Raw genomic sequence first — 24,412 nt, 5'->3', positions numbered from 1 at the left:
TTCCTATCGCCACATGCCGCGCATGCGGGCGCCGACATCGACGCGAACCTGCCGCGCTCCGAGCTTTCCATTAGCCGCGGGCGCAAGCGGCCAGGCGACAATCTCGAAAAGCCGCAAAAGCCCAGCGGGAATGAAGCGCGTGCGCGCGGCGTAGACATGTCGGTCGCCCTGCGCATTCTGGCCATGGGTGAAGAAGCGCTGCGGCAAGACGAGATGAAGATCGTCTTTCGCCCGCGTCATGGCGACGTAGAGAAGGCGCCGCTCCTCCTCGATTTCGGCCGTGGTTCCAGCCCCGAGATCGGACGGAATGCAGCCGTCGACGACGTTGAGGAGAAACACGGACTTCCATTCCTGCCCCTTGGCGGAATGGATGGTTGAGAGGATCAGATAGTCCTCGTCGAGATGCGGCGCGCCGGCCCGATCGCTTGTCGCGTCCGGCGGATCGAGCGTCAGCTCGGTCAGGAAGCTCTCGCGCGAGGGATAGCCGGCCGCGATCTGTTCGAGCTGCAAAAGATCGGCCTGCCGCATCGAAGCGTCCTCGTGGATGCGGTCGAGATGGGGCTCGTACCAGCGGCGGGCCTGCGCGATCTCCGCCGGCCAACCGTCCTCGCCGGCGCCAAGCCGCAGCAAGGTCTCGACGAAACTCATCCAGTCGGCGCCGGCGCGCGGCGGCGCCGGCATGCTGGAAAGCGCGGAAAATGGATCCGGCTGATCGGCCATCAGGTCGAGCGCGCGCTGGGCCGAGGTTGGCCCGACGCCTGGCAGCCACTGCATGAGGCGAAAGCCGGCGACGCTATCGCGCGGGTTTTGCGCGAAGCGCAGCATCGCCAGCATGTCCTTGACATGGGCGCTGTCGAGGAATTTGAGGCCGCCGAATTTGACGAAAGGGATGTTGCGGCGGGTCAGTTCGACCTCAAGCGGGCCGCTGTGATGCGAGGCGCGGAACAGGACCGCCTGCTGCTTCAGCGCCGCGCCGCCCTCGCGGTTCTCCAGAATTTTTTCGACGACGTAGCGCGCTTGGTCGGCCTCGTCGCGGACGCTGACGAGGCGGGGGCGATCGCCCGATTGACGCTCGGTCCAGAGGTTCTTGGTGAAACGTTCAGAGGCGAGATCGATGACGCCATTGGCGGCGGCGAGGATCGGCTGGGTCAAGCGATAATTCCGATCGAGCGTGATGATCTCGGCCGGCGGGCTGAACGCGGCGGGAAAATCGAGAATGTTGCGCACGGACGCCGCGCGGAAGGAATAGATTGATTGTGCGTCGTCGCCAACGACCGTGAGACCCTCGCCGCCGGGCTTCAGCGCCTTCAGGATCGAGGACTGCAGGCGGTTGGTGTCCTGATATTCATCGACCAACACATGATCGAACCGACCGCCAATATCGCCGGCGAGCAGCGGATCGCTGACGGTCTGCGCCCAGTAGAGCAGAAGATCGTCGTAATCGAGAACGTTCTGCCCCTGCTTGGCCTCGACATAGGCCGCGAACAGCTCGCGCAATTGCGCGCTCCATCCGGCGCACCACGGATAGAAATCGCGCAGCACGTCGTCGAGCGGCAATTCCGCGTTGACGGCGCGGGAGTAGATCGCGAGACAGGTCCCCTTGGTCGGAAACCGGCTCTCCATCTTCGAGAAGCCGAGTTCATGGCGGACGAGGTTCAAAAGATCGGCGCTGTCTTCCCGATCGTGGATGGTGAAACCCGGATCGAGACCGATCTCGTCGGCGTAGTCGCGCAGCAGCCTTGCGCCGATCCCATGAAACGTCCCCGCCCAGGCGAGCGCGTCCGTGACGGCGCCGGCCCCGCCGCCCAGCGCCGCGCCGCAGATGCGCTCGACGCGCCGGCTCATTTCGGCCGCCGCCCGGCGCGAAAAAGTCATCAGTAGAATACGCCGCGGATCGGCGCCGTTGACGATCAGATGGGCGACGCGGTGCGCCAGCGTGTTCGTCTTGCCGGAACCCGCCCCCGCGATGATCAGCAGCGGACCGCCGATGGCGCCATCGGCGCGTCCAACCCCATGCTCGACGGCGCGGCGCTGTTCCCCGTTCAATTTCTCCAGATGCGCCGCGCTCACCAATGCCCCGCTATCTTGCTGTTATCCTGAAGTGATCAGGCGGCGATCCTTGATTTTCGCCATTCGATCTTCCGGGTCCGCGGCAATGAAGATTGATGCGGCCGATTGACTCGCATGGCTCGTTAAGAACATTTAGGGAACATATCACCGCGAAAACCCGTTGGGAAGACTGCCGGAGGCCTTTTGTCCTGTGAATGAAACCGCCGCCAATCCTGTCGTCGCCGAGCTTCGCGAGCGCATTCAGCGCCTCGAAGGCGGACCGGCGCGCCGGCGCGCGGTGCTGCCGTTCGGGATCAAGGAGATCGACGGGCGTCTGCCGGGCGGCGGGCTGGCGCTCGGCGCGTTGCATGAGGTCGCGGGCGGCGGCAATGGCGCGATCGACGGCGCCGCGGCGGCGCTGTTCTCAGCCGGGATCGTGGCCCGGATACGCGGAAAAATCCTGTGGTGCGTCACGCGCCAGGATTTGTTCGCCCCGGCGCTCGCGCAAGCGGGGCTGGCGCCGGGTCGCGTGATCTACGTCGAGGCCGGCGACGAGAAGTCGGTTCTCGCCTGCTTCGAGGAGGGCCTGCGTCACGGCGGCCTTGGCGGCGTCGTCGCCGAGGTCGCGCGCCTCTCGATGACCGCCTCGCGCCGGCTGGAGCTTGCGGCCGAGGCCTCCGGCGCCATCGGCATCGCCATCCGGCGCTGGCGGCGACACGCTGAGGCCGCCGATTTCGGGCAGCCGACCGCCTCCGTCACGCGCTGGCGCGTGAGCGGGCTTCCTTCAACCGCTTTGCCGGTCCAGGGCGTCGGACGCGCAAGGTGGCGGCTCGAATTGATCCGGTGTCGGGCCGGCGAGAGCGCCGATTTTGAAGTGGAGGCCTGCGATGCCAAGGGTCATCTCGCTCTTCCTGCCGACTTGGCCCACGGGCCGGATCAGAAGACTATTGGGCGCCGCCGCGCCGCCGGCTGAGACGCCGCTCGTGCTCATCGGCAGGGAAGGGCGACGGCGCGTGGTTCTGGCGGCGGACAGAGCCGCTGGAGCCGCGGGCCTATATATCGGTATGTCCGCGACCAAGGCGCAGGCGCTGGCGCGAGACCTCATCGTCAAGGACGCCGATCCCGCCGCCGACGCCAAAGCGCTCGGGCGCTTCGCGCTTTGGGCGCTCAAACACTATGCGCCGATCGTCGCCGCCGACCCGCCGGACGGCATCGTCATCGACGTTTTCGGCGCGGCGCATCTCTTTGGCGGCGAAGACGCCATGGTGAAGGGCATGGTCGAGCGGATCGAAGCTTCTGGCGTCGCCGCCCGCGCCGCGCTCGCCGACAGCTGGGGCGCCGCTCATGCGCTGGCGCGTTTTTCCGCGCGCCCAGTCCTCGTCGTCGCGCCGGGCGAGAGCGCCAGGGCGATCCTGGATCTGCCGATTGCCGCCCTCCGCCTGCCGAAGGATATCGTGGACGGCCTTCGCGTCCTCGGTTTTGAGGCAATTGGGGAATTGGCGGCAAAACCCCGAGCGCCGCTCGCCCTGCGCTTTGGTCCCGAACTCGGCCGCCGCCTTGATCAGGCCCTGGGACGGCTTAGCGAACCGGTCGATCCAGCGCGGCCGCCGGACCTTATTGAGGTTCATCGCGCCTTTGCCGAGCCGATCGCAGCGGCGGAAACGCTTCGCCGCTATGTCGGCAAGCTCGTCGGCGAGCTTTGCGAGGCGCTGGAGGCGAAAGGGCTCGGAGCGCGGCGCCTCGATCTGGTCTTTCATCGCGTCGACGCGCGCGTCAAAGTCGTCCGCATCGGAACGGCGCTGCCCGTTCGCGACGTAAAGCGCGTGACCCGCATGCTCTGGGACAAGATCGAGACTGTCGATCCCGGTTTCGGCATCGAGCTCATGAGCCTCGCTGCCTCCGTCGCAGATCCCCTGGACGCCAAACAGCTGATCTCGTCACTGACGGAGGAACCGGAGGCCGATGTCTCGGGCCTGATCGACACGCTCGCCAATCGCGTCGGTGAAGGCCGCCTCTATCGGTTTGCCCCGGTCGCCAGCGATGTCCCGGAACGCTCGATCCAGCGGATCGCGCCCTTGGCCCCCGACGCGGGCGAGGCGTGGCCAAGCCATTGGCCGCGGCCTTCGCGCCTGCTGCCGGCGCCGGAGCCGATCGACGCCATCGCGCTGCTTCCCGATCATCCGCCGGTCAGCTTCACCTGGCGCGGCGTCCGCCGCCGCGTCAAACGCGCCGACGGTCCTGAGCGCGTCTTCGGCGAATGGTGGAAACGCGACGCCGAGCTGGCGGCGGTGCGCGATTATTTTCGGGTCGAGGACGAGGCGGGCGAGCGCTACTGGATCTATCGCGCCGGCGACGGCGAGGACGCCTCGACCGGTTCGCAGCGCTGGTTCCTGCATGGGGTGTTCGGATGAGCGCGCCCCGCTATGTCGAGCTGCAATGCACGTCGCATTTCAGTTTTCTGCGTGGCGCGAGCTCCTGCGACGAATTATTCGCGGAAGCGGCGAAGCTCGGCATCGAGGCGCTCGCGATCGTCGACCGCGACAGCCTGGCCGGCGTCGTTCACGCCCATGAGGCGGCGAAGGCGACCGGGGTCCGCCTGGTCGTCGGCTGCCGCCTCGATCTGATGGACGGCATGTCCCTCCTCGTCTATCCGACCGATCGACCCGCCTATGGCCGGCTGTGCCGGTTGCTATCGCTCGGCAAGAGGCGCGGCGGCAAGGCGCGATGCCGGCTCGACTGGTCCGATCTCGTCGCCTATGGCGAGGGCCTGATCGTCATCCTCGTTCCCGGCGAGGCCGATGACGCCTGCGCGCGACAGCTGCGCCGGCTCGCGCTAGCTTTTGGCGACCGATGCTACATGGCGCTTACGCTGCGCCGGCGGCCGAACGATGCGCTGCGGCTCCATCATCTGTCGGAGATGGCGGCGCGGGCAGGGGTTGCGACAGTCGCTGCCAATGACGTGCTCTTCCATGTCCCGGGCCGGCGCATGCTGCAGGATGTGGTCACCTGCATCCGGCACAACTGCGCCATCGATGACGCGGGGTTCCGGCGCGAGCGTCATGCCGATCGATATTTGAAACCGCCACAGGAAATGGCCCGGCTCTTCAGCCGCTATCCGCAAGCCCTGGCGCGCACGCTCGAAATCGCTGAGCGCTGCCGCTTCTCGCTGGCCGAACTCGCCTATCAATATCCGCAAGAAGCCGCGATCCCCGGCCTGACGCCACAACAGGCGCTGGAGCGACTGGTTTGGGAAGGCGCGAGTGATCGCTATCCCGAAGGCGTGCCGGACAAGGTCGTCGCCATCCTGGAGCATGAGCTGCGCCTGATCGAGAAGCTGCGCTATGCGCCCTATTTCCTGACGGTGAATTCGATCGTCCGCTTCGCCCGTAGCCAGGACATTCTCTGCCAGGGACGCGGCTCCGCCGCCAACAGCGCCGTCTGCTACGTGCTCGGCATTACTTCGATCGACCCTGAGCGCAATGACCTTCTGTTCGAGCGTTTCGTCTCGGAGGAGCGCCGCGAGCCGCCGGACATCGATGTCGATTTCGAGCACGAGCGGCGCGAGATCGTCATGCAATGGGTGTTTCAGACCTATGGCCGCGATCACGCAGCACTCTGCTCGACCGTCATTCGCTATCGCGCCAAGGGCGCGCTTCGCGACGTCGGCAAGGCGCTCGGCCTGCCCGAAGACCTCATCAAGATGCTGTCGTCAGAGGTTTGGGGCTGGTCGAAGGAAGTCGTCGAGGCAAAACACGTCGAGGAGATGAACCTCAATCTTGAGGACCGGCGCCTGCGCCTGGCTCTCGACCTCGCCCGCGAGCTGATCGGCGCCCCGCGGCATCTCTCGCAACATCCGGGCGGCTTCGTCCTCACCCACGACCGGCTCGACGAACTCGTCCCCATCGAGCCGGCGGCCATGAAGGACAGGCAGGTGATCGAATGGGACAAAGACGACATCGATGCGCTTAAGTTCATGAAGGTCGATTGCCTGGCGCTCGGCATGCTGTCCTGCATGAAGCGCGGCCTCGACCTCCTCGCCGAGCACAAAGGCGTCGCGCTCGACCTCGCCTCGATCCCGGCCGAGGATCCGGGTACCTATGCGATGATCCGCAAGGCCGACACAATCGGGGTCTTCCAGATCGAGAGCAGGGCGCAGATGGCCATGCTGCCGCGCATCAAGCCGCGCACCTTCTATGATCTGGTCATAGAGGTGGCGATCGTTCGCCCCGGCCCCATCCAGGGCGACATGGTGCATCCCTATCTGCGCCGCCGCGAGGGCCGGGAAGCTGTTGTCTACCCCACGCCCGAGCTGGAAAAAGTGCTCGGCAAGACGCTCGGCGTGCCGTTGTTTCAGGAGCAGGCGATGCGGGTTGCGATCGAATGCGCCGGCTTCACCGCCACCGAGGCTGACCAGCTGCGGCGGTCGATGGCGACATTCAAATTCACCGGCGGCGTTTCGCATTTCCGCGACAAGCTGGTCGGCGGCATGGTCGCCAGGGGTTATGAGCAGGCCTTCGCGGAAAAGACCTTCAGGCAATTGGAAGGCTTCGGCAGTTACGGCTTTCCCGAAAGCCACGCGGCCTCCTTCGCGCTCATCGCCTACGCTTCGTCCTGGCTCAAATGTCATCATCCGGATGTGTTCTGCGCGGCGCTCCTCAACGCGCAGCCGATGGGCTTTTACGCGCCAGCGCAGATCGTGCGCGACGCCCGCGACCATGGCGTCGAGGTTCGTCCGATCTGCGTCAACGCCTCGCGCTGGGACTGCACGCTGGAGCCGGCGGGCGAGGATCGTTTCGCCGTTCGGCTCGGCCTGCGCATGGCAAGGGGCCTTTCCAACGCCAACGCCGCTGCGATCATCGGCGTCCGAGCCGACCGCCCCTTCGCGTCAGTCGACGATCTGTGGCGGCGCGCCGGCGTTCCCGCCGCGTCCCTCGTGCAGATCGCCGAGGCCGACGCCTTCCAGCCGTCGCTGAAACTCGCCCGGCGCGAGGCGCTCTGGGCGATCAAGGCGTTGCGCGACGAGCCGCTGCCTCTCTTCGCCGCCGCGTCGGCGCGCGAAGCCAACCCCGTGGCGGAACTCACCGAGCCGGCGGTGGCGCTACGTCCGATGACGGCTGGCGGCGAAGTCGTCGAGGACTATGGCCATGTCGGCCTGACGCTGCGCGCTCACCCCGTCTCATTCCTGCGCGAAGACCTGCATCGGAAGCGCATAGGGACGTGTTCCGAGGCGATGCAGGCGCGCGACGGGCGCTTCGTTCAAACCGCCGGGCTTGTCCTCGTCCGGCAGATGCCAGGCTCCGCCAAAGGCGTCATGTTCATCACCATCGAAGACGAGACCGGCATCGCCAATCTCGTCATCTGGCCAAAGCTCTTCGAACAGCAACGCCGCATCATCCTCTCCGCCGGCATGCTGGCCGTCGCCGGCCGCGTTCAACGGGAAGGGGAGGTTGTGCATCTCGTCGCCAACTCTTTGACCGATTTATCGGCGTCGCTTGCGACCATCGGCGACCGCGATTCGGTCTTTCCGCCGCCGCACGGGCGCGGCGACGAATTCCATCGCGGCGGCCCTGGCGTCGATCCGCGCGAGCGACCGCAACCCGGAGCAAAGAGCCGCGACATTTACGTCGAGGACCGCCGCCGCGGCACGATAAAGGTGAAGGCGCGGGATTTTCACTAGGACGCAGGCGGCGGCGCGTCGACCAGCCGTCGACTGGTTCCTGGTCGAAACTGCCGGCATCGTTCACAAGCATATGCGCCGCTCTCAGCTATTACAGCGAAGTCGCGGCTTTCGGGGAAGGAACCACGCCGGCCGGCTCGTTCGTCCTGGGACCGATCAGATGCAAGCCCATCCCATGCATCCTCAGCCAGGATTCGGCGGCAGCCACGTCTTTGGAGAGGCTTGCCACAGCCTTCCAGAACGCGGGGGAATGATTCATGTGCAAGAGGTGGGCGACCTCATGCGCCGCGAGGTAATCAAGCACGAAAGTCGGCGCCATGATGAGGCGCCAGGAGAAATTCAGTTCCCCCGACGACGTGCATGACCCCCACCGGCTGGTGGTGTCGCGCAGGGTGATTTTGCGGACGCGGACGCCAAGATGAGCCGCGTGGCGCGCGACGGCGGCCTCAAGATCGCGTCTCGCCTCGCGCACCAGAAAATCGTGGATTCGCCGCGAGACGAAGCAGGCCTCGGAGTTTACGCAAATCAGAGGCTCGGCGCTCGACCCAAAGGAGTCCTCCACGGTTTGGACCCAGACAACGCCCCGCTTCGCAGGTCGATGTTCGATCCTGTGCGGAACGCCCCGCAGCGGCAGTAATGCGCCGGGCTCGAGTTGTAGCTTCTCCGTTAACCCGCGCAGCCTCGAGCCAATCCAGGGCGCCTGCCTTGCGGCAAAGCCTTTTGCGTCGACGAGATTTGCACGCGACGGGATCGTTAAGACGACATCCTGCGTCGCAGCGCGAAACCTCAATATAAATTGGCGAGCGGCGGCGGAGCGCTTGAGTTTGACCCGATAGGTCTCGCCGGCGTGGGATACGTCGAAATGCGCGACGTCGGAAACGCGGTGCGAGCCTCTTTCTATCAAGCGCGTCAGATCACTCGCCACCGGATTTGGGGCGTAATCTCTTTCACGGAAGAATCTTTCATGCGCGCTCACGCGGCTGCTCGCCATTTTGGTTCAGCTTCGGCCGCGAGCGCTAAAAGCGGCATTTACCGGGAGACAGCTGCAGTTTTGAGCTTGGATAAGGCGCGAATGCTTACGCGGACGCTAGCCGGTTTCGCCGCGCCTTTGATCATCTCGCCGGTAGCGGGATTGCGAACCAGAGTTCCAGCCCGTCGAGCCGGCACTTTGCGCAGAGACACCTTCAAAAGACCTGGCAAGGTGAACTCGCCAACACCGCGGGGATGCACCGAGCCAAGGAACACCGCTTCCAATGTAGCGTAAACTGCTGCAGCCGTTTTGCGCGGAAGATCGTTCTGCGCCGCAACAAGGTTGATCAGCGCCGACTTCGTCAAGGTTTCTTTGACAGGACGAACAGGCGGCGCCCCGGTTACGCTCGCCTTACTCGTCACCGCCGGCTTACTTGTCTTCGCCTTCGCCATAGGAACTCTCCGTGCTTCGAATAACCTTTCGCATGCAGAGCATGCGCCAGCTGACTCTTGCTAAGGATTTAGGGTTAATTCCCAATTAACAAATTCTGCCGCTCCATGCCTTTTCGGACCGTGACCCAAAAGAGACCTTCCGACTTGTAGCAACAGCGGCTTCGCGCCCATGCAAGCCATTCAGGGCGGTGAGGGCCGCTCCCAAAACCGGTCATTCGTTCCCGTTGCCGAGCCCAGCCGATCCGGCCGCTTCGAAGCATCCTGATCGACAGCAAACCGGCGCTGTTGCACCTTTACGGAGAGAGCGGTGCGCTCCCCGCCATGCAAGCTGTAAGGCCTTCCAACTAGCGCCCGCACCACGCGCGTTCAGCGTTCGTGGAAAGCCGGCGCGCGGCGGATCAGGCGAAGGTTAAAGCGTGCGACAACGCTCTCGTCCAAACCTTCTGGAATATCCAGATGGGCATCGGTCAGTTGCGCGAGCTGGTCGCAGAGTTCGACCCGCGACAATTGCAGAAGTTCGATCAGCGATGGCAATTTCATGTTTCCTTCCTTTTCGGCCGCATTAGCGCGGTCGTCGAGGCCGGTTGCACCGGCTCTTAGGGGCGGCGCACCGCCTGCGGCCGGAACAGCGTGGAGGGGGGCGTTTACACTTGCAGCCGGCGCCCCGGGCCAGTGCGAGACGCCGAAACGAACGCCCTGCGAACGAAAGGGAAAACTGGAACCGCCCGCACGAACGGTTAGACTTCGTGACACGTGGCGCGGCGGCGGCCCCGACGGAGCTTTGACGATGGCGATCCTTGAGGAGCGCGGACTGTTCTGGTGGGCCGACGAGGCGGTCCCCGAAAAACAATTCGCGCCGGATTCCTGCGTTGCCGGGCTTCTCATCATCGACGACGACGGCCAGACGCGGCTGGAGCTGGACGGTTATTTCCCGAGCAAGCACGGGCCTATGACGCCGATGATGCGGGGCGGCCAGCTCATCGACAAAGACATCCAAGGAGTGCTTAGGACGTCGAACAAGCGCGTACTCCTCACTGGACTTATAGGCAACGGCGGCCAGTTCACCGCCAGCGGCATGTCCTACGAGCGTTATATTGCCGGGCTGTGTCTCGTGGCTGATGGATTTGCGAAGCCGCCCGCCACGCGTGCCTTTAAGGAAATCATTGTTCCGCTCACCGGCTTTGAAGAGTGGCTGCGGCTCGCCTCGATCAAGGTCACGTCATCGAAGCGTATGGTCTCGGTCAAATACAAGCGACCAAAGGATGCCGTCTATCCAACCGCCGACGGGAAGCTGTCGATTCATTTCGAGAGTGCCGAGGATTCGTCGGGACCGGTCTTTGGCATGGCGCTTTCCCTGAAACAAACGGCGTCCGCTGTGCTCCGCTTCAGGAAGCCGCTCGCCCTCAAGGACCTCATCGCGCAGTACAAGTTGCTCGAAGATTTGCTATTGATGCTGACGGGCTCTGATCACACCCTCGATTGGCCGTGGATTGCGGCGGGCAAGATCGCGCAATACCGGCTTTATTTCCCGAAGCCCGGGAGCAAGGCGGCGTCGCCGCCGCCCAAGGCGCATGAGTGCATCACCAACTTCATGCAGTTGCGCGAGCGGTTCGGCGAAATCTGGTCCGATTGGAAAAAGAAGCGCGAGGCGTTCGGTCCAGGTTTCTATCTCTATCTCGGCACGCGCCGCGGCGTGAGGCTCTATATCGAAAACCGCTTCATAAACCTGGTCTTCGGGCTGGAGGCCTTTCACCGCAGGAAATATCCGCCAACTGGGGAGACCAAGCTCGACGAGAAAATCAAACGGATTGTAGCGCAGGTCAGCCTTGCGAAGGATCAGAAATGGTTAGCGGACGTGCTCGAGCGCGCCAAAGACCAACCGCCGCTAGGACAAAGGCTTTACGAGACGTTGCGCGAGGTGCCGCTCGGCCTCGACGAAACGCGCCTCAGGAGCTTCTGCGAGGTATGCGGAAAGCTGCGCAACGATATTTCGCATTTCGGTGGCCAGCGCCATAACGAAACGCCGTACAACGATTTTATCCTCGATCTCGAAAGCAAAGGCCAGGCGCTCGCGACCCTCTATCAGGCGTTGCTGCTTTATGAAATCGGCATCGACGCCAGGATCATCAAAGCATGGATGTTCGATGGCTTTGGTTCGCTTCCGATCAAATACCATTTTGTGAAGGCGCACCTACTGGACAAGAGTCTGCTTGATCCGCAGCAGTGACGGAAGGTGCGGTAGCGACACCTTACGCTCGTCCGCGCGATCTAGCAGGATGCTGAAAAACCCTTTCGCTTAAGCCGCGTTGGTGATTCCCTCGCGTTGCGAAGGGAGCGAACGAATGCGCGGGTCGGACGAACAGGCGGGGCGGCTGTTCAGCTATGTCGATCTGGAGACGAGGGTGCGGCGCGATCATCCGCTGCGCGCGATCCGGGCGATTGTGAACGATGCGCTGTCGGCCTTGGCGCCGGATTTCGCGGCGCTTTATTCGAAGACCGGCCGGCCGTCGATCGCGCCGGAGCGGCTGTTGCGCGCCATGCTGCTGCAAGCCTTCTATTCGGTGCGCTCCGAGCGGCAGTTGATGGAGCGGCTCGACACCGATCTTCTGTTTCGCTGGTTCGTCGGCCTTTCGGTCGACGATGCGGTGTGGGACGCTACCGTGTTCTCGAAGAACCGCGACCGCCTGCTTGAAGGCGCCATCGCGGCAAAATTTCTGGCGGCGGTTCTGGCTCGGCCCCGCGTGAAGAGGCTTCTGTCAAACGAGCATTTCTCCGTTGACGGCACACTGATCGAGGCCTGGGCGTCGATGAAGAGCTTCAAGCCCAAGGACGGCTCGGGCAAGGAGCCGCCGCCCGGCTCCGGACGCAACACCGAGGTTGATTTCAAGGGCGAGAAGCGCTCGAACGAGTCGCACGCCTCGACCACCGATCCCGAGGCCAAGCTCTACCGCAAGGGCGCGGGCATGGAAGCCAAGCTCGCTTTTCTTGGCCACGCCTTGATGGAGAATCGCTCCGGCCTCATCGTCAACGCCTGCCTGACCCCAGCCGACGGCCAAGCCGAACGAACCGCCGCGCTCGTTATGATCGAGCCGCTCGCCAATCGCCGGTCCGGCGTGACGCTTGGCGCCGACAAGGGCTATGACCCCCGCGTTTTCGTCAATGAGCTGCGCTCGATGAACGTGCGGCCGCATGTGGCGCAAAACAACAATGGACGCCGCTCGGCCATCGACCGGCGCACGACGCGCCATCCCGGCTATGCGGTCAGCCAGCACATAGGAAAACGCATCGAAGAAGCCTTCGGCTGGATGAAGACGGTCGCTGGTCAGTGCAAGACAAAATTTCGCGGGGTCGCCGCCGCCTATAATCTCATCCGATTGCCGAAGTTGATGCGGGAAACCGCGTGATGGGGCGCCAAGCCCAGCCGGGCCCCGTCGCGCGGCGCCTCAACCGCACGGCGCGGGGCGCCCGACGCCCGCGAAAATCACGCCACAACCCCGAAAATCGCAAAGGCAAGGCGTTTTTCAGCAGCCTGCTAGAGGGACTCCAGCCGGCCGCTGTACAGGTCGGCGAAGGTCTCAGCCATCAGTTTTTCGCGCATGTTGGTGGCGGTGCGCACAATCACGTCGAGCACGGACGCTATGTTGTCAAAACGGTAGGCCGTCGACCGTGCGCGCAGGTCAAGGAAGGCCCGGGCGTACTTTTCCTTACCGACGAGCTCTCCCTGGTAAGCCCCGATCTTGGCATTGTAACTCGACCAACGCACAGCGGCGTCAGCCGGGAGATCGAGATAGCACTCGATGGCGGCTGCTCGGCTGTTGATGTTCGCAAGATGCCGTCCGTTCGGGCCGACCGTAGTGAACGCCTTAAAGCAAGCCAGTTCGGGCAACTTGATGACAGCCAAGTTTGCCGGAAGATTGAGCTGCCGCGTCCGTTCAAAATTGGCAGCGCCTTCAGCGTCATTGTCATAAACAACGATGACGTTGTTCAGCACCCGGATGCTGATGAGGCCCTGGACGAAGCGAAACACGTTGCCGGTTCCAGTAAAGGGGTAGCCTTCCTCCATATCGACGAAATCGAAAAAGTCGGCGATGTGAGGTCTTAGGAGGCGAAACCCGTTGCCTATAATCGCCGCGTCAGAGCTTCCCTCGGTGACAATCAGAAAGCGCGACGACTGATCGACGGGCTTCACAAAATCGCTGCGCTTCGCCCAGCCTCCGTCTTCGACATCATTGAACGCCCATTGCACATTCAGGCCGCGTGCCGTTGGATTTTCCGCAAGCAGGTGGAGGATGGTGTAGGCACTGAGGTTCTCCATGCCTTCCGCGATGCATCCGAGTTCCATTGGGTCGGGGCCACTCGCTTTAAGGCCGAGCCGCGGAAGGATTTGGCGCCGGAAGAATTTGCCGAAATCCTCGCTCCCTTCGCCATAATTCGGAGACAGCGAGCTGACATCAATGGATGCCAAGGCCTCGCGCAAATCAGAGAACGAAAACGTGGTAGCATCGAAGCCATTGAATTCGGCCAACGCCGCAAACTCGGCGTCGCATACCGAATGGGTGTGGCCGAGCAAATTGATCCGCTCGATCACCTGCGCAAGCGGCTTCGATAAGCCTTCCTTTAGCTCGGTGATCACCTCCCAATCGGGCGCGCCGTCCGCGCCCTCAATCTCTTGTCCCGCGTAATAGTAGGGAATTTGCGCCGTATCATCGGACTGAAACAGCGCGCTGTGATCGACGAAACCATTGTTCTTTCCCCAATCGACTTCAAGGCGGCCGACCGCGAGGCTGATCATCGATCCCATAACGCAATCCTCGACTCAAAGCCGTGCCGCATACTCGGCTGGCACCAGATCGTAACCCTGATCGGCGACGCCAACAACGATTTCAAAGCTGCCGGTTGTCGCATATCGCGGCGGAATTCCGCCTGCGCCTGACAGCAGGTATAGGCTCTCCACTCGCGCAGAGTCCGTCATAGGTCGAAACTGACCGCGGGGCGCTCCTGAAAACCACCGTTCGCAGGAACAAGCCGATCGGCGGCTTCCCCTGGCTCGCGCGAGAAAGCCGCCATTCCGATTCCGGCCCGCCGCTTCTGTTTCGCGCCCGTTCCGGACCTTGTCGGGCCGCAAGGATCGTCCGCCAAGCCGACGATCGCCAACTGCCCTACTCAGCTCTCCAGAACCCTTGCGCGCAAGCCAGAATGACCGGTAGCCCCTTGGCGATGAAGGTCAGGCGGTCGGCCGGCGACATTTGGCAGAGCCGGTTGGCCTGCTTCTGCTCGATCTCTGGTGCCTTAGGGTTTGCCATCACACGCGCCTTCTCGTCACTTGATGGGCTCAAACGACAGGGCGTAGGCTCCCGGGGAAATCCGTGCCTGGAAGATCGCCACATCCTTGTTCAGGGCACGCGCTGCCGCAACGAGCTCGTCGCGGTCACCCGCAGCTACACGATGGCCGAGATAGAGTTCGGCCAGTTCGGTCGCATAGTAAGAGATGAACACGGCCGGTTGCCCTTCCGGGACATAGGATGGGATGACGACGCGTAGTTCCTCCTCGTAAGCCCATTGGGTGCTTTTCACGGCCGTCAGCGAGCGGGTGAAGGCGCGCATAGTTTCTGGGGTCGGTGCAGGCATGTCCCCCACCAGTGGGTCGAAGGGTTTATAAAAACTCGGCCGGATGTCACTGTAGGTGACGGGCTCGAGCAGGCACAGGAACGAGTCCCGTGCAGCATCCGGCCGGAACCCGAACACCACCCCGCGGTGCTCGTCAGCATAGTGCGACCACATAAGCAGGTTGCTGTTGCTCCGTGTAGCGCAGAAGATCCCGGAGTTCCTGAACTGGGCGACGATCGCGGCCTTCTGGATTTCGAGGGCTTCGCGCTCTGTCTTCAATTGAGGATACATCTCCTCGACGGCTGACGAGGCGAAGAGCGCAAGCAGCTCATCACGCTGTGCGACCGTTCCTGCGTTCATGGCGGCTGATGCAGCAATGGCCTCCTCTAGCGGCACGCCGATCCGCTTGGCGAATTCCGCGGGGTCACGGGACAGTATGTCGACAAAGGTCACCGCGGCCGCCTTGTAGCTGTCCTTCAGCTCGACGTCGAAAAGGTCGTCGATATAGGCGTCGAACGGGTCGTTCATCTCGGTCGGCCGGCCGATGCGAAGGGTGCGGTTGGCGATGATGAGCCGCGCCGCTGCCGGGCTCGTGTATTTGTAGACGATGTCAGGTAACTTCAGATGGGGCACACTCAAAATTACACTCCGCGTTTGTCCCAAGGGGGGCAGCGTCCGATATGACAGACGTCCGCTTCTAAGCCCTTTCCGAAGGTCTCTTATCGGCCAGCTGCTTCTATTTCGCGCCCATCTTCGCCGTTCACGAGCCAAACTCGCCTTCCCGAAAACGGCCATTCGTTCGGGTTGCCTCGGAGACACGTTTTGCGCAATTTGTGCGGCCGAGCCTGAGCAGCGCTCCTGACCCTGAGCCGACACTGAGAACGTCCGGTTCCAGGCGTTTTGGCAGCTGGACCTTCCCGGACACGCAGAACGCCAGCTTTGCGGCAGCCTCCCAGAGGTTATTCTGCGAATATCCCGATAAGGGATTACAATCGATTTCTTGGCGATCTTTTGGGGATTTGGGGAAATGACCGTGAAATATACGATCTAATGCAAGAATGACGGAATGTCAGGCGAATGCGGATAACTCGGCTAAAAAGTTAAAAACTTTCGATCGGTCCGGTCGCTTGACGTCGAGTTGGGCGAAACAAACGTTCTGATTGGGCTGCGAAGCCGTATGGCCGCCACGACTAGGATGGCGGCCAGCTCTTTAGGGTCTTTGGTGAACGCGTCATGCTGAAACGACTATCCAATCGTGGCGAAATGTATGTGCACGACCTCTTGGTACCTGCCGCCGACCGTCATAACGCGGAAATCTATCGGAAAGTGCGAATAGCCGACGTTGTTGACATCAAACATTTAACCTCAGACCCTCTCGGACGCCTTGCCCTGATGGGGCATCTCGATTTCGTCGTCACCGACCGCAATCATGATCCGCAATTCGCCATTGAATTCGACGGTGGAGGTCACGAGAGCAAAAACGACCACCTGAAAGACGAGATATGCCGGCAGTCTAAGTTAGCACTCTTCCGCCTCACGCAGAACTCCACCTGTGTCCAAATTCGAGAGGCTTCCTTTGTGGCTTACCTCGTGGATGTCTGGTTCTATGGCCAAGAGTTCGCGCGGATGCAGGCAACGGGCGAACTCGGACCCGATGAGCCGTTCATGATGTCCGCATTTCTGAGGCCCAATGCGAAAAACGTCTTTGACAGCGAATTCTATTACGTATTGAGCGCCATGGCGCGGCTGAAGCAATTGCTTAACACGGGCAATCCCGTGGAGCATTTAAATGCGGCGTCAATTTCGATGACCGGACCCGAAGGGCAATATGCGGCCTTCGCCCAACACGGCAATTTTTGCGGGAGCTATCGCATCGCTGTCCGCACAATCAGTTGGGGAGATCTGGACGCCTTCTCGGCCACGCGGGAACTCAGCGAATTCTGCCATGCGCTGGCCTATCACGATCTATGTGAAGATATCAAAGCGTGCCGATCTGAGCCTCCCCTTCCACGCCCGGTCATCGACATCCCGAAGGAAATCGCCTACCTGAAATCGAAAGGCTTTCGCTTAGTGCTCGGGTTCTGCACACCTGATGACTGGTAACGCGCACGCATTTGAACAATTGGGGCCGGTTTGTAGGGCGCGGAAGGGTCGCGCATAGAAACAATGGTCAATCATTTACTTATATGTAAGCCTGGCGTAGGGGGACAGCAACTGACGTCGCGTCATGGCGGCGTCGCGCCAATCTAGGTCATTCTCGTGCTATTTTGGCGTGATCCGAAACGGCCATTCAAAATAGCACGAAGACGATAAACTGGAGTGTTCGATGGAACTCGTGACCTTGGCACACGCAACCCTTAATAGGATCGGGTCGGCGTCCGCAACGGGAATGGTGAAACACACAGAAGTGCGCCGGGTGGGTGAGGTCCCCGACGGAAGTCCTGAAGCGTTGCGAGAGCTCGTAATGACGATCGCCGAAGAACACGGAGAGCCGCGTGAAAGCTTACAAATGATGCGGCAAGAGAACGGGTGGCACTACACCCAGCAACGAGACGCCGTCGTTTTCAACATCCAAGGGCGGAACGTGCAATACAGCACGCCTTACGCAATTTGCTACGCGCATCCGGCGTTGAAAATCGGCGAGAGGTACTTCAAGCTTGACGAAGTGAAGTGTTGACCTGCGCGCCCCAGATCGCGGGCCTGAAATCAATCATATTCGATTCCAGCCTGTCTGACGAACTCGCCCCACAGTGTTTCCGCGGCCTGCTCCGGCGTTGTCCTCTCCCGGTCGCGCCCGGACGACATCCCGTAATGGTCCATATTTAGGAAAAGCTGGTAATCGTCGTTAGTGACCCGAATCGAGCCGTTTGAGGTATTCCTCTCGGCATGAGGCTGGTTGACGTAGCTGATGTCGCCAAACCCGACGTTCCGGGACTTGCAGTTGTGGACCGTGATGTGAGCCTCACCTCGCTGGCGCTTCGCCCGGTTCACCACGGAGCAGGTGAAGGCCGTCGCGTCGATGTCCTCAAACTTGGAGCGCAAATCATCGCCGATTTGGGCTAGCTCGGCGCACGAAGCACGGAAGTAGTCCCGAATGGTAGTGAACGCCCGGTCCGCATACTCGGCGCGTTGGATGGAGTCGAAATCCTGCTTGATGCGAGGCCGTCGCGCCTGACCCGGCGACGCGATCCCGTCAGCCGGTGCGCTCGTCCCGTTCCCGGGGACCTCGATGAGGCGTCGCAAGCCAACCACCACGTTCAGATACGCGTTGTTCGGGTTGGTGAAGCCGGAAATCGGTTGACCATCCTTGGGAAGAGCTGCGAAGTCCTTGAATGGGGACGAAAGCCAATCGCAGGGCTCCAGGATGACTGGCACAATCCGCATTCGCCCTGCCGCGGCTAGCTCGAGCGCTCGGGCGAATTCCTTGTCATAGCAGTATTGAGACGCGAGATAGTCCGGGCTGACCAGCGCCAAGAAGATTTGGCTCCGCTCCAGCTGGGCGCTAATCACGCCGTCGAGTCGGTCGCCAGCCAGAATGGCATGGTCGCTCCAGGTGGGCAATGTGCCTTCTCGCTTTAGGACTGCAAGATGCTTGTGCAACCGTTCGAGCGCTTTCTCGTCGGCATGAGAATAAGATAGAAAGGCCTCTGCGACCATAATGAGACTCGCGTTGGAGGATCAAGCGCTGACTTTAGCCCATCGCCGTTTGCGGCGCACCTGACCGGCTCCGGCGGGCTTAAGGCTACGCAACAGAGGCCTATCGCCACAGTGGAACCAGGCGTCGTTCTTGGTGGAAGCCGCCTACGTCGTCGACGAACCCGCCGGTTGCAGTCGGCGCATCCGGAACGCATGCTTCCGCGATAACGGGCTAATATCACGCTTCGGGCAGCTTGGGCATGTGAGCTTCGGACCGTGGCAAACTGTAACGATGTCGGCCTTTTACCGCTCAGCGCCTGAAAGCTGTCAGTCTCTTTCCGGCCCGCTCCTGCCGTTAGGATAGCACGCCCCACAGTCCCGTCATGGCGCGAACCCGCCCGGCATACCGGACGGGTCTTTGGAAAGCCGCCGAGGCCCGCCAACGTCAAGGGCCTGAAGATCCGTGGCATCCAAGTCCCGGATCTCCACGTCGATACAATCAAGGCGAAGGCGCGAGAATTTCGCCAGGCCGCCCGCTGTGCATTCAGCGCGCTGAATGTCTCGTCGGCCTGGCAAGGGTTCCGTCTCGCGCCCGCGATCCCAGGGCTACAAGCGCCAGAACCCTCCCTTTTTTACTCGGCAGCTTCTGCCGGTTGATTGCTCGCTTCGGTTGACGCAGCAGGGCGACGTCCGCGCGCCTTCGGCAGCGACCATTTGCCGTCCGTGTTTTTGGCAAGGCCCCGCTTTTTCAGCGCTTGCAGCGCAAAGGACACCGTTCGATTGTTGATGTCCCGGCCGGTGGCCTTGACGTGTTCGGCAATCTCGGCGGCGGAAAGCGCGCCATGCTGGTCGATTACGCCGGTGATAGCGTTGCCGATGGTCTGGCGCGCCTCGGCCGGCGCCTTTGCCTTCGGTTCACTCTGAACCTTCGGTCGAAGGCTCGCCTTCGGCGCGGGCTTCTGTTTCGCCTTCGGGCCGGGCTTTTGTTTTATCTTTGGCTCGGGCGCCGGGGGTGCCTGTCGCGCCGAACTCTTCTCAAGGGCGAGGAGTTCGCGCTCGGCGATGCGAAGATCAGCGATCTTCGTCTCCAGCTCAGCGATCTTCGCGTGGATTTGTTCGACTGCGGTGGGCATGATGCCTTTCCTTATGTTGATGGGGCGACGGCTGGCTTTCAGTTCGGTTGGACTGAGATGGCCGATTTTGGAGATCACGAAATGGCGCGCGCCTTATCCTGACTCAATTATCTTCCGCGCCGGGGAGACGTTCTTCGTCAAGTGATTCGATCAATTCGCACGAATTCTTTTTGGAATCTACAGTCCACTCCAAATCACCGCGATCTTTTTCACAACAAGGTTCAAAAGGGCGTGAAGAATCGGCTGCGCGTTCGCGCGGCGCGCTTAACGGTCTGACGCAAATTGCGGTGGAGGGTTTAAGCGCCAAAGCGATGAGGCCGGACTTCGATCGAATGGCCGGCTGCAATGGCGGTGAGGTGCGAGAGGCGCGTTGCCGATCTCTGAGACCACGACCAGCTATCCAATTGGGCGCCGCGCGAAACCGGAGCGCGTCAAAGACCTGAGCGGCGCCTGCATCGCACGGTCGAGCACGTTCTGTGGTCATGCCTCAGCGCTTTGAGTGCGCACTGGGCGTCAATCGGATTTCCGTTGCGGCGATATGGCGGCTTTGTCGTCGCGCTTTTCGAACCGAATGACGACGCCAGGAGCGCGCCTGCGCGCGCTGATTCGACTTCGACCCGTTCCGGTCAACACGTAATGGCCACGGCTGTCGTCCCAACGCATCAGATCGGCCTGGACGGCCCTCTCACGGAGCACCATCGTCATCGGATCTTGAACGTGAGCCGGCGCGATGTCGCCATGCGCGTCGACCTTCGTTAAGGCCTCGATCAGTCTTTTTTCCAAGGGGTCTGTCATTGCGGTTTGAACATGATAGCGCATAGCACTCTGGGCAAGGGCGCCGGCTTAAGCTCTGCAGGGGCTCAACAAGTACCCCGAACGCCCGCCAACAGACTTGCCCCGGGCCTTCCCGCGGCTCAGACGCCAGCCTGCCACCTCAGCCTCGATAATTTCGTTGGTCTCACAATTGCGCCACGCATCCTCCGCGCGGCGGCAGGGAAAGGGAACCACATAGGTTCCATTGTGATCCACGCACAGCAATTCGACCGGCGATCCCTCGTCCGGAAATCGGTCGACGATGAACTGCGCGATCCTGTCATTCAAAGAGGTCAAGTTCTGGCGCCTGTTGCCTGGAAGATGAAACTTAGCCCAAAGTCAGCGCGCAGCCTGGCGCAAACGCCGCTTCCATTTCTCGCCGGCGATAAGCGCCGTCTCGAAAACCCAACGCTTTTGAATCGGTCTGCGCTCGCGGCGAGGCCTTGAGACGATCGATATTTCCGGCGATGAACTCTCAGCAGGCAGTTCCTCGGCAACTCTCGCAACTTCACCTTTGGGTTGGAGGGTTCGTTTCTGGCGCCCGGCGGGAGATGATTTTTCGGCCTTCCCCGGCCCGCGACCACGGCGGATTTTTTCATCCGCGTTGCCAGATCGCACCGCGGGCGCATCCTCCGCGGCGACAAGACTCTGCAGTATGCGGCCTGCGGGGGCGTTCGGTGACGAAGTGGTCTCGGGCGAGGGGGCTGCCGAACCGCCTTTGCGAAACACCGCGTCGGCGGCTTTCAACGCAGCGCTGCGTTCATCATCATGATTGGCCTGGCGAGTCGCGAAAACGCCGAGATCCAGGAACGACGGCTTGGAGCCATCAATCTTGGCGTCGCCGATAGGGCCTGGATTAGCAGCCGGCGGTTTGGTCGAACGATTCTTGAATTCCTTAATGAAGGGGCGGACGGTATGACGCACTGGACCTCTGGATGTGAAATGCTCCTCTGATGAGGAGCCAAAAGGACCGTTCAGTCCCCGCGCCGGCATGGACATGATCGGTCTCGCATGAAGGAATTGCCTATGCCTGGACGGCGATGGTTACTCGTCCGGCGAAAGGCATTGCGCATCTTATCTGACGTGAAACGTGCATTCCCTGACACGGAATGGACAAAAAATGCAGTCGACAGAAGCGTATCTCAAGCATCTAAGGATTTTGCAAGGAAACGCAATGGCTTTCTTGGAGGTCAACGCAATAACTATCGCAACACATCAAGGTCGCCTGGCAGAGGTTCCTCCGGATGGTGATGGGTTTCGAAAGGTCGCCGTTCAAATTGGAGCGCCGCGCGTTGAGTGATGAAGTTTGAGCCTCGCCGCCGCCCGCACTAAAAGCATAATCGACGCCATCCCACGGGATGAGCCCGATTTCTGAGTCACCTGCCTGTTGAAACCGCAGCGCCGGCGTCGTTGGATATGGGATACCCGTCGGCGTCCCGCGAAGGCGAAGCATCTTGAAGCCCCAAGCCCATGCGGCTCCCTCCCGTGAAACGCTCGTCGGCTCCGTCGAGCGGGTGACGTTTCACAATGAGGAAAGTGGCTTCGCTGTGCTGAAGGTGAAGGCGCGCGGGCGGCGCGATCTTGTCGCCGTCGTCGGCCACGCCGCTTTCATCTCGGCCGGCGAGTTCATCCACGCCGTCGGCGTCTGGTTCACCGATCGCACGCATGGCCTGCAGTTCAAGGCCGATACGCTCAAGACCACCCCGCCGACGACGGCCGAGGGCATCGAGAAATACCTCGGCTCCGGCATGGTGCGCGGCATCGGTCCGACGCTCGCCAAAAGGATCGTCGGCGCCTTTGGCGAAGCGACATTCGAAATCATCGAGGCCGCCCCCGAAAAACTGAGGGAGGTCCCAGGCATCGGCGAGTTCCGCGCCGGGAAGATCGCCGCGGGCTGGGCCGAGCAAAAGGCCGTTCGCGACATCATGGTCTTCCTGCACTCCAACGGCGTCGGCACGTCGCGGGCGGTGCGCATCTTCAAGACCTATGGCCATGACGCCATCCAGGTGATGACCGAGGATCCCTATCGGCTCGCCCGCGACATCAAAGGCATCGGCTTTCGGACGGCCGACGCCATCGCCATGAAGATGGGCATGACGAAGGAGGCGCCGCAGCGCGTTCGGGCCGGGATCTCGTTCGCGCTGCAGGAAGCGACCGACGAGGGCCATTGCGGACTTCCGGTCGAGCCGCTCGTCGAGCTCGCGACCAAACTCCTCGAAGTCGACAAGACGATTGTAAGAACGGCGCTGGATCATGAACTGACCCATGATGAGATCGTCGCGGATGCGATCGGCGCGGAACCTTGTATTTTTCTGCGCGGCCTCTATCTCGCTGAACGCGGCGTCGCTGAGCGGCTCCTCTCTTTGACGCAGGGCTCCCCGCCCCGGCCGGCGATCGACGCCAGCAAGGCGATCGCCTGGGTCGAGAAAAAAACCGGCAAGACGCTCGCCGCCTCGCAGCGCGCCGCGCTCGAGATGGCGCTCGGCGCCAAGGTCGCGGTCATCACCGGCGGCCCCGGCGTCGGCAAGACGACGCTGCTTGACGCTATCCTGCGCATCCTCGCCGCCAAGGGCGTCAAAATCCTGCTCGGCGCGCCGACCGGGCGCGCGGCCAAGCGAATGACCGAGCAAACGGGCCTCGAGGCGAAGACCATCCATCGCCTGCTCGAGATCGATCCTATCCACGGCGGCTTCAGGCGAGGTGCGGAGAATCCATTGGCATGCGACCTGCTCGTCATCGACGAGACGAGCATGGTGGATATTTCGTTGATGTTCGCCGTCATGAAGGCAGTCCCGCCAAAAGCCGCCCTTTTGCTCGTCGGCGACGTCGACCAGCTGCCCTCGGTCGGGCCGGGCCAGATCCTCTCTGACATTATCAATTCCGGCTCCGTTCCGGTCGCCCGATTGACCGAAGTGTTTCGCCAGGCCGCGGAGAGCCGCATCATCGTCAACGCCCACCGGATCAATCGCGGCGAAATGCCTGAATGGCCAAAGCGCGGCGAGGATTCGGATTTCTGGTTCGTCGACACCAAAGACCCCGAAGATGGCGCCGCCAAGGTCGTCGAGCTCGTGCGCGAGCGCATTCCGCGCCGGTTCGGCCTCGATCCTATCCGCGACATCCAGGTCTTGTGTCCGATGCAACGCGGCGCTCTGGGCGCGCGTTCGCTTAATGCCGATCTTCAGAAGGCGCTCAATCCGAACCCGCCCACCCGCATCGAAAAGTTCGGCTCGGTCTTCGCGCCCGGCGACAAAATCATCCAGACCGAGAATGATTACGACCGCGACGTTTTCAACGGCGATCTTGGAACCGTGCTGCGCATCGACGAGAACGAAGGTCTTCTCGTCGCCGGCTTCGACGGCCGCGAGGTCGAATACCCGTTTGGCGAGCTCGATGCGCTGCTTCCCGCCTATGCGATGACGATCCACAAATCGCAAGGCTCCGAATATCCGGCCGTCGTCATCACTCTTGCGACGCAGCACTATGCGATGCTGGCGCGCAACCTCGTCTACACCGCCATTACGCGCGGCAAGCGCCTCGTCGTCATCGTCGGCCAGCGCCGGGCGATGGCGATCGCCGTGAGGAGCGGGGCAGGGCGGCGACGGTGGACAAAACTGGAAGAGTGGTTGAAGGCGCCCCGGAGGACATGACCGGCGCGTTCGCCGACCGATGAGCGATGAGCGCTCTGCGGTCCCACGGCTGGCGGCTCCCCGCCCCGACGCAATCCGCAAAAATCGCATGCGACATCGTGGGCGATGCGCGTGATCCGGATCGGATAGGTTCAGGATACATGCAAACAGTTCTCACAAAAGCATGGGGATCAATGCGGCCCCGGTAGCCCGAAAAAGATCTTTTTGGATAACTTTTCTGTGGTCGCCGAACTCTGGCGCGGAATGACCGGGCACGGCCGCTATCGCGCCTGGGGAATTCTCAGACAGAACGCCGCGATGTTCGCTCGCTTTGGCGTGCCGGACATTAAGACGCCTGCGACAGTCCGCCGCAGCACGGGTCGAAGACAATTTCAAAAACTACCGCCGATAGGGGATACCGCGACCACGAGCGGGGCAGTTACAAAACT

General features: G+C 62.0%; 18 protein-coding genes. 8 read left to right on the top strand and 10 right to left on the bottom strand.

The genetic code is table 11. The features are described from left to right. Nucleotides 1-3: 3 nt before the first annotated feature. Nucleotides 4-2,070, bottom strand: a complete 2,067-nt coding sequence (locus tag SIN04_RS00640) for an ATP-dependent helicase (protein WP_322843425.1) — start codon at nt 2,068-2,070, stop codon at nt 4-6. A gap of 190 nt (nt 2,071-2,260) precedes the next feature. On the opposite strand from SIN04_RS00640, the gene SIN04_RS00635 reads away from it, so the two are divergent. Genes SIN04_RS00635 through SIN04_RS00625 form a run of 3 tightly spaced genes read left to right on the top strand, consistent with a single transcriptional unit; the run spans nt 2,261 to nt 7,726 of the window. Beyond that, the gene (locus SIN04_RS00635) at nt 2,261-3,022 is read left to right on the top strand and encodes an ImuA family protein (RefSeq protein WP_322843374.1); all 762 of its coding nucleotides are present in this window, start codon (nt 2,261-2,263) and stop codon (nt 3,020-3,022) included. Then, complete coding sequence (locus SIN04_RS00630; protein WP_134493470.1) at nt 2,937-4,460, top strand: DUF6504 family protein; 1,524 nt, start codon at nt 2,937-2,939, stop codon at nt 4,458-4,460. Before SIN04_RS00635 ends, SIN04_RS00630 begins: the two co-directional genes overlap by 86 nt. Then, complete coding sequence (locus tag SIN04_RS00625; protein ID WP_134493469.1) at nt 4,457-7,726, top strand: error-prone DNA polymerase; 3,270 nt, start codon at nt 4,457-4,459, stop codon at nt 7,724-7,726. The genes SIN04_RS00630 and SIN04_RS00625 overlap by 4 nt, the downstream gene beginning before the upstream one ends. 91 nt (nt 7,727-7,817) lie before the next feature. On the opposite strand, the gene SIN04_RS00620 is transcribed toward SIN04_RS00625, so the two are convergent. The 3 genes from SIN04_RS00620 to SIN04_RS00610 all read right to left on the bottom strand — a co-directional run bounded on the left by SIN04_RS00620 (nt 7,818) and on the right by SIN04_RS00610 (nt 9,688). Further along, complete coding sequence (locus tag SIN04_RS00620; RefSeq protein ID WP_244606073.1) at nt 7,818-8,702, bottom strand: M48 family metallopeptidase; 885 nt, start codon at nt 8,700-8,702, stop codon at nt 7,818-7,820. 53 nt (nt 8,703-8,755) lie between these two features. Beyond that, nucleotides 8,756-9,148, bottom strand: a complete 393-nt coding sequence (locus SIN04_RS00615; RefSeq protein WP_134493467.1) for an HU family DNA-binding protein — start codon at nt 9,146-9,148, stop codon at nt 8,756-8,758. Between the two features lie 366 nt (nt 9,149-9,514). Further along, the gene (locus tag SIN04_RS00610) at nt 9,515-9,688 is read right to left on the bottom strand and encodes a hypothetical protein (protein ID WP_322843373.1); all 174 of its coding nucleotides are present in this window, start codon (nt 9,686-9,688) and stop codon (nt 9,515-9,517) included. Between SIN04_RS00610 and SIN04_RS00605 the strand changes: the two genes are divergently transcribed. Further along, nucleotides 9,687-11,375, top strand: a complete 1,689-nt coding sequence (locus SIN04_RS00605; RefSeq protein WP_341263895.1) for a HEPN domain-containing protein — start codon at nt 9,687-9,689, stop codon at nt 11,373-11,375. The two genes, SIN04_RS00610 and SIN04_RS00605, sit on opposite strands and share 2 nt — an antisense overlap. 115 nt (nt 11,376-11,490) lie before the next feature. Beyond that, nucleotides 11,491-12,552 carry an IS5 family transposase gene (locus SIN04_RS00600; protein ID WP_134493465.1) on the top strand — a complete coding sequence of 354 codons (1,062 nt, stop codon included), beginning with the start codon at nt 11,491-11,493 and terminating at the stop codon, nt 12,550-12,552. A 128-nt stretch (nt 12,553-12,680) separates the two neighbouring features. On the opposite strand, the gene SIN04_RS00595 is transcribed toward SIN04_RS00600, so the two are convergent. The 3 genes from SIN04_RS00595 to SIN04_RS00585 all read right to left on the bottom strand — a co-directional run bounded on the left by SIN04_RS00595 (nt 12,681) and on the right by SIN04_RS00585 (nt 15,388). Then, nucleotides 12,681-13,949: a HEPN/Toprim-associated domain-containing protein gene (locus tag SIN04_RS00595; protein WP_134493464.1), complete on the bottom strand. Its 1,269-nt coding sequence runs from the start codon at nt 13,947-13,949 to the stop codon at nt 12,681-12,683. A gap of 358 nt (nt 13,950-14,307) precedes the next feature. Next, the gene (locus tag SIN04_RS00590; protein WP_166796091.1) at nt 14,308-14,451 is read right to left on the bottom strand and encodes a hypothetical protein; all 144 of its coding nucleotides are present in this window, start codon (nt 14,449-14,451) and stop codon (nt 14,308-14,310) included. A gap of 16 nt (nt 14,452-14,467) precedes the next feature. Beyond that, a complete protein-coding gene (locus SIN04_RS00585) occupies nt 14,468-15,388 on the bottom strand; it encodes a DUF2971 domain-containing protein (RefSeq protein ID WP_244606082.1) in 921 nt (306 codons plus the stop codon). A gap of 600 nt (nt 15,389-15,988) precedes the next feature. On the opposite strand from SIN04_RS00585, the gene SIN04_RS00580 reads away from it, so the two are divergent. Further along, complete coding sequence (locus tag SIN04_RS00580) at nt 15,989-16,858, top strand: DUF2726 domain-containing protein (RefSeq protein WP_134493461.1); 870 nt, start codon at nt 15,989-15,991, stop codon at nt 16,856-16,858. Between the two features lie 223 nt (nt 16,859-17,081). Then, entirely contained in the window at nt 17,082-17,432 is a 351-nt protein-coding gene (locus tag SIN04_RS00575) for a hypothetical protein (protein WP_134493459.1), read from the top strand. 29 nt (nt 17,433-17,461) lie between these two features. Here the strand turns inward: SIN04_RS00575 and SIN04_RS00570 are convergent, their stop codons facing one another. From SIN04_RS00570 to SIN04_RS00560, 3 genes are all read right to left on the bottom strand, one after another. Beyond that, on the bottom strand, nt 17,462-18,412 hold the full coding sequence (locus SIN04_RS00570) for a toll/interleukin-1 receptor domain-containing protein (protein WP_134493457.1): 951 nt from the start codon (nt 18,410-18,412) through the stop codon (nt 17,462-17,464). A gap of 611 nt (nt 18,413-19,023) precedes the next feature. Next, nucleotides 19,024-19,524 (bottom strand): winged-helix domain-containing protein, encoded by a 501-nt coding sequence (locus SIN04_RS00565; RefSeq protein ID WP_341263903.1) that lies wholly within the window; start codon nt 19,522-19,524, stop codon nt 19,024-19,026. Between the two features lie 513 nt (nt 19,525-20,037). Continuing rightward, a complete protein-coding gene (locus tag SIN04_RS00560; protein WP_244606072.1) occupies nt 20,038-20,307 on the bottom strand; it encodes a hypothetical protein in 270 nt (89 codons plus the stop codon). A 1,484-nt stretch (nt 20,308-21,791) separates the two neighbouring features. On the opposite strand from SIN04_RS00560, the gene SIN04_RS00555 reads away from it, so the two are divergent. Further along, nucleotides 21,792-23,984 (top strand): ATP-dependent RecD-like DNA helicase, encoded by a 2,193-nt coding sequence (locus tag SIN04_RS00555; protein ID WP_322843420.1) that lies wholly within the window; start codon nt 21,792-21,794, stop codon nt 23,982-23,984. Nucleotides 23,985-24,412 lie beyond the last annotated feature (428 nt).

This window comes from Methylocella tundrae, from assembly GCF_038024855.1.
In the GTDB taxonomy this organism is placed as follows: domain Bacteria; phylum Pseudomonadota; class Alphaproteobacteria; order Rhizobiales; family Beijerinckiaceae; genus Methylocapsa; species Methylocapsa tundrae.
The sequence above is the reverse complement of the archived record's forward strand: the minus strand, read 5'-3'. Positions and strand labels throughout refer to the sequence as shown.